The sequence below is a fragment of the uncultured Cyclobacterium sp. genome, from assembly GCF_963976465.1.
Classification (GTDB): Bacteria; Bacteroidota; Bacteroidia; order Cytophagales; family Cyclobacteriaceae; genus Cyclobacterium.
The window spans coordinates 1-4,228 of record NZ_CAXBOC010000478.1 but is presented as its reverse complement, the minus strand read 5'-3'; the positions used below and the strand labels follow the sequence as shown (position 1 = coordinate 4,228).

General features: G+C 41.7%; 3 protein-coding genes and 1 pseudogene. 1 reads left to right on the top strand and 3 read right to left on the bottom strand.

What is annotated here, in order from left to right:
• A pseudogene (locus AAC037_RS20630) lies at window positions 1-437 on the top strand (YfcC family protein); the annotation flags it as partial.
• An 84-nt stretch (window positions 438-521) separates the two neighbouring features.
• On the opposite strand, the gene AAC037_RS20625 reads toward AAC037_RS20630, so the two are convergent.
• From AAC037_RS20625 to AAC037_RS20615, 3 genes are all read right to left on the bottom strand, one after another.
• Window positions 522-1,541: an amidohydrolase family protein gene (locus tag AAC037_RS20625; protein ID WP_339905273.1), complete on the bottom strand. Its 1,020-nt coding sequence runs from the start codon at window positions 1,539-1,541 to the stop codon at window positions 522-524.
• A 255-nt stretch (window positions 1,542-1,796) separates the two neighbouring features.
• The gene (locus AAC037_RS20620) at window positions 1,797-3,038 is read right to left on the bottom strand and encodes an Nramp family divalent metal transporter (protein WP_339905271.1); all 1,242 of its coding nucleotides are present in this window, start codon (window positions 3,036-3,038) and stop codon (window positions 1,797-1,799) included.
• 66 nt (window positions 3,039-3,104) lie between these two features.
• Window positions 3,105-4,228: hypothetical protein (locus AAC037_RS20615; RefSeq protein ID WP_339905270.1), on the bottom strand; the 1,124-nt coding region annotated here is incomplete at its 5' end.

Genomic DNA, 4,228 nt, shown 5'->3' with positions numbered 1-4,228 from the left:
TTAGGGTTGCCTTCCTTGTTGGTATCGCTCGGGGCATCACCATATTAATGGAGGATGGACTTATTAGCGATACAATTCTATTTCATGCCAGCAATGTCACAGCAGGCATGAACAAAGGAATATTTACAAATTTTATGTTGTTTGTTTATGGAGGGCTATCCTTTTTTATGCCTTCATCTTCAGGAATGGCTGTGCTAACGATGCCAATAATGGCTCCCTTAGCAGATACAGTGAACATAGGGCGGGAAACGATAGTTGACACTTATCTGCTGGGAATGGGACTTTTTGCCCTTATCAACCCCACAAGCTTGATATTACCGGCTTTGGCGATGGTACAAATAGGATTTGACAAATGGGTAAAATTTATCAGCCCTCTTTTATTCATCTTATTGGTAACCAGTATGGTATTCTTAACCTTTTCCGTTTACGCGGTTTGACACCTAAGGACAAAATAAATGGACCTTGTCCTTGAAATATTTGGCAGTAATAAAGTCTCAAACCTAATCAGGTTAGTTTTCCAATCAGGTCCAGTTGAGCACTTTCTCCGCATTGGTTCGGTATAATTTTTCCAAAACAGTTTCAGGGAGTTCGAGACCATAATACCTCCACCACACTCTGCCCGGCATGTGCTCATCCGCACTTTCCAAAAGCCTCCACCAAGCTTGGTACATTTGTTTGTCCAGTCCCATATCTGTCCCAAACAAGACCCTATCACTGTATTTGGTGATAAATTTTGCAGCAGACCTTGGTTGCCTTCCAATTTCGTAATCTCTTGCAGAAATATCCAGATAGAGGTTATCGAAATCATCTAGCATTTGTGAGAGCCGCTTTAAATCGTTGCCCAAGTTGGCCATATGGCAAGCAATAAAAGTAGTTCCCGGGTGCTTCACCAGTAACTTGGGCAAATAAGTTACCAGCTGATCATAAGTCAATCCATCTGTGTCATACTTATTGAATTGTTGAAATATTGGGGTCCTTTCCTGATGCACATCCGGTGGCGTCCAAGCTGAAGGGTGGTCTGCCTGGTGTACATTAACAGGTATATTCAATTCTCCACATTTTTCCCAAAATGGATCCAATCTATCGTCATCAACATGCATTCTTTCATCAGGAGCTAAAGTCTGGTCACGAGAAACACCAAAACCTTTGTCCGTCACCTCTCCCACTCCCTTGGCGCCTAATTTATAGCAACGTTCCAACTCTTTTACTGCTCTCTCTGGATAATCAGGCTTGTCAATTCCTTCCATCTCGATGCCACAAAAAAGTTGAAACCTATCCGGGTAATCAGTCAAATAAAATTCAACCATCCTGTCAAATTCCTTACCTGTGGCTACAGTAAGCACCACCGATTTTTCTACACCCACTTCATCCATTGTTTTCACCCAGTCTTTCAAGACCTGTTTAGGATTTCCTCCAGCTTCAATTTCGCTATAATGGTGAACGTGTGCATCAATAACAGAAAACTTCGCTTTAGGAATGAAGGTTTCTTCAGCAATGATTGTGGATTTGGGTGCATAATCCTTAACCAATACATCATCCATAGGGCCGGGGCCTACAGGCACTCCCGGGCCACTCCATGAACATATGTCATTCCGGAAGCTCCAAGACCTAGTAAACTCGCCTTTTTCAAAAAACCTCTTCTGTTATTATTCATCTTCATTTATTATTTAGTATACATCTTGTTACCAGCACCTTACCCTCAAATCAAATAAAACAAGGGGTAATAAGGAAACATAAAATTTAAAATTCAATTAATAACTTTAGCTAAAGCCGGACAACAGGCTTTACAATCCATTCTAAAGGAATTCTGCCACAGCGAAATAAGCTGTCAGTAAGCTAAAGAGAATTACCGCCACCAATCCAATATTTTCTTTAAGTCCCGCAACATTGGTTTTCATCAATTCTTTATTGTTGATAAGGAGAAAAACAGGAATGGCTACTGCAGGTAGAATAAAAGCTTGAAAGGCTTGGGAAAAGACCATGATTAATGGGGGCCTTGCCTCCATAAACTGCATGCCAAAACCAAACAAAATGCCAATAAAAGCCAATAATCTATACATTGGAGACTTGATATCCCTAGGCTTCCCGGTAAAATCACTGATTAGCCAAGGAGCTATTAAAATTATGGGAAAGACTGTGGAAATCCCTGCTCCTACAATTCCAAGAATTAATATAAACGCAGCAAATTCACCACCTATGGGTTCAAATAATTTGATCATTTCTACCGTATTGTCCAGCTTTAGCCCCATGACATGCAGGGTGCCTGCTGCCACAGCCATGATGATTACACTAAGGATAAACATCATGGTAGCAGAAACCAATGAATCCTTTTTTTCATGCTTTAGGTCCTTTATGGTCCAGCCTTTTTCTGCTACCACGGTGCTTCTAATAATAAAAACTGCAGCGGAACAAGTGGTACCAGCAATGGCTGCTATAAGCCGCAATACTCCCGGTTCATCGGGAATAGAAGGCGCCATACCCGAAACGATAGTGGTAAAATCCGGTTTTAGTAAAACAAAAACAACAATAAAAGAAAGCACCATTAAAGCCACGAAAAAAACCAATACTTTTTCAAAAATCAGGTAATTACCAAACCAAAAAAGAGAATACAAAGCCACCACCAACACCAGGGTAATCCAAAATGTACTGAAACCTTCTCCTCCCAATATAAGCCTAGAACCTTCTTGGATCAGATCTGCAATAATCCCAAAAATCCCCATTAGCGCCATTATCTCACCAATGACCAAGGCGATAATAATATAAACCGCCAATACACTTCCGTATTTCAACTTATGTTTGATATTAAACAAGGCAGTATTTCCGGTGACCAGTGTGGTTTTGCCGTAGGCCACCATCAGCACATAGGTAAATATACAGGACAACAGCAATGCCCAGGTTAGCATCATTCCATATTCTGCACCTACCTTGGCCATGGTAGTTATGCTTCCTGTTCCAATATTATATCCGATCAGAAATAAACCCGGGCCTATCAAGCTGATGGCAAAAATAATCTTCTTAAAGATAGCGTTGTCTTTCATAAATCAATTAAAATGGGGTGGATTGTCAATTTAATATTTTAAAACCTTAAGATAATAAAAGCTTTTTTACTTTAGCCATTTGTCAAACCAATCAAATGCTTCTCCTTGCATTTTTTTATTGAATTGATGGCCTCCGGGATAAAAAGTACAGCGGTACTTGTCAATTGCCCCGGCTTTTTTATAAACTTCAGACAATATTTTATCTGCTTTTTGCATTTCCTCCAAAGTATACAATCCATCTTCAACGGAGTTGAGCACCATAGTGGGCAGGGGAACACGTAGGCCCAGAATTTCAGGAAAGTCTAATTCCCGAGGTAATCCGGGAGCAAAAGTCATCCATGTATGGGTGAAGGACTTGTGCAGAACCAAATCTTTCCAGGTCGTCATAAATCCCACACAAACCGCACATTTTATCCTCGGATCAAGGCCTCCCATAAAGACCGTACGCATGCCTCCTCCTGAAAGCCCACCGCAACCTATTTTATCCGGATCCACATCTTCACGATTGCACAATATGTCCAGCGCTTTGCGGTCTTCGGCTAGAAACACTCCCGGCCAGCTTGTCCCGGCACTAAACAGGGATTTGGCCATGGTGTCTTCATTGTAAGCAGCCCATTTATTATAAGCCTTGGCATTTTTCGGCAATTCCGGATTATCATCATTCAGGCCTTGCCGTAAGTTTTCCGGCACATCCTTTAGCAATACTCTTCTACTCGCAAAGGTAAAAGCATCGGATACCATGACCACATACCCCCTTTTGGCCACTTCATTGGCCCAGGCCAGGTCTTCATAATACATTTTTTGGTGGTCTACCATCATGCTGTGTCGTTCCTCGCTTGTTCGGGTTATTTTCCTTTTCCCAAAATACTTCCAACCTCCATGGTCATGAAAGGCCATAATACCAGGCAATTTGCCTTTGGCATTGTCCGGTTTCAAAACTATTCCTTGAGACTCCCCTCCTGTGGGAAGCTTCCAACTGAGCTCTTCTATTGAAAGGCCATCATAAACAAATTGATTGTCAACCTTAACCTCAGGCACTCCACCCAAATCAGGCGCTGCTAACTTCTCTTCAGTGATTTTAATAGCCTTTGCCTTCCATTGATCAATAGCTGCCCACTTGTCATTTCGATAAGAATGACGTGGAAGCCTTCCCTCAAGTAAGCCGCCGGCCCATTTACCATATTCACCTA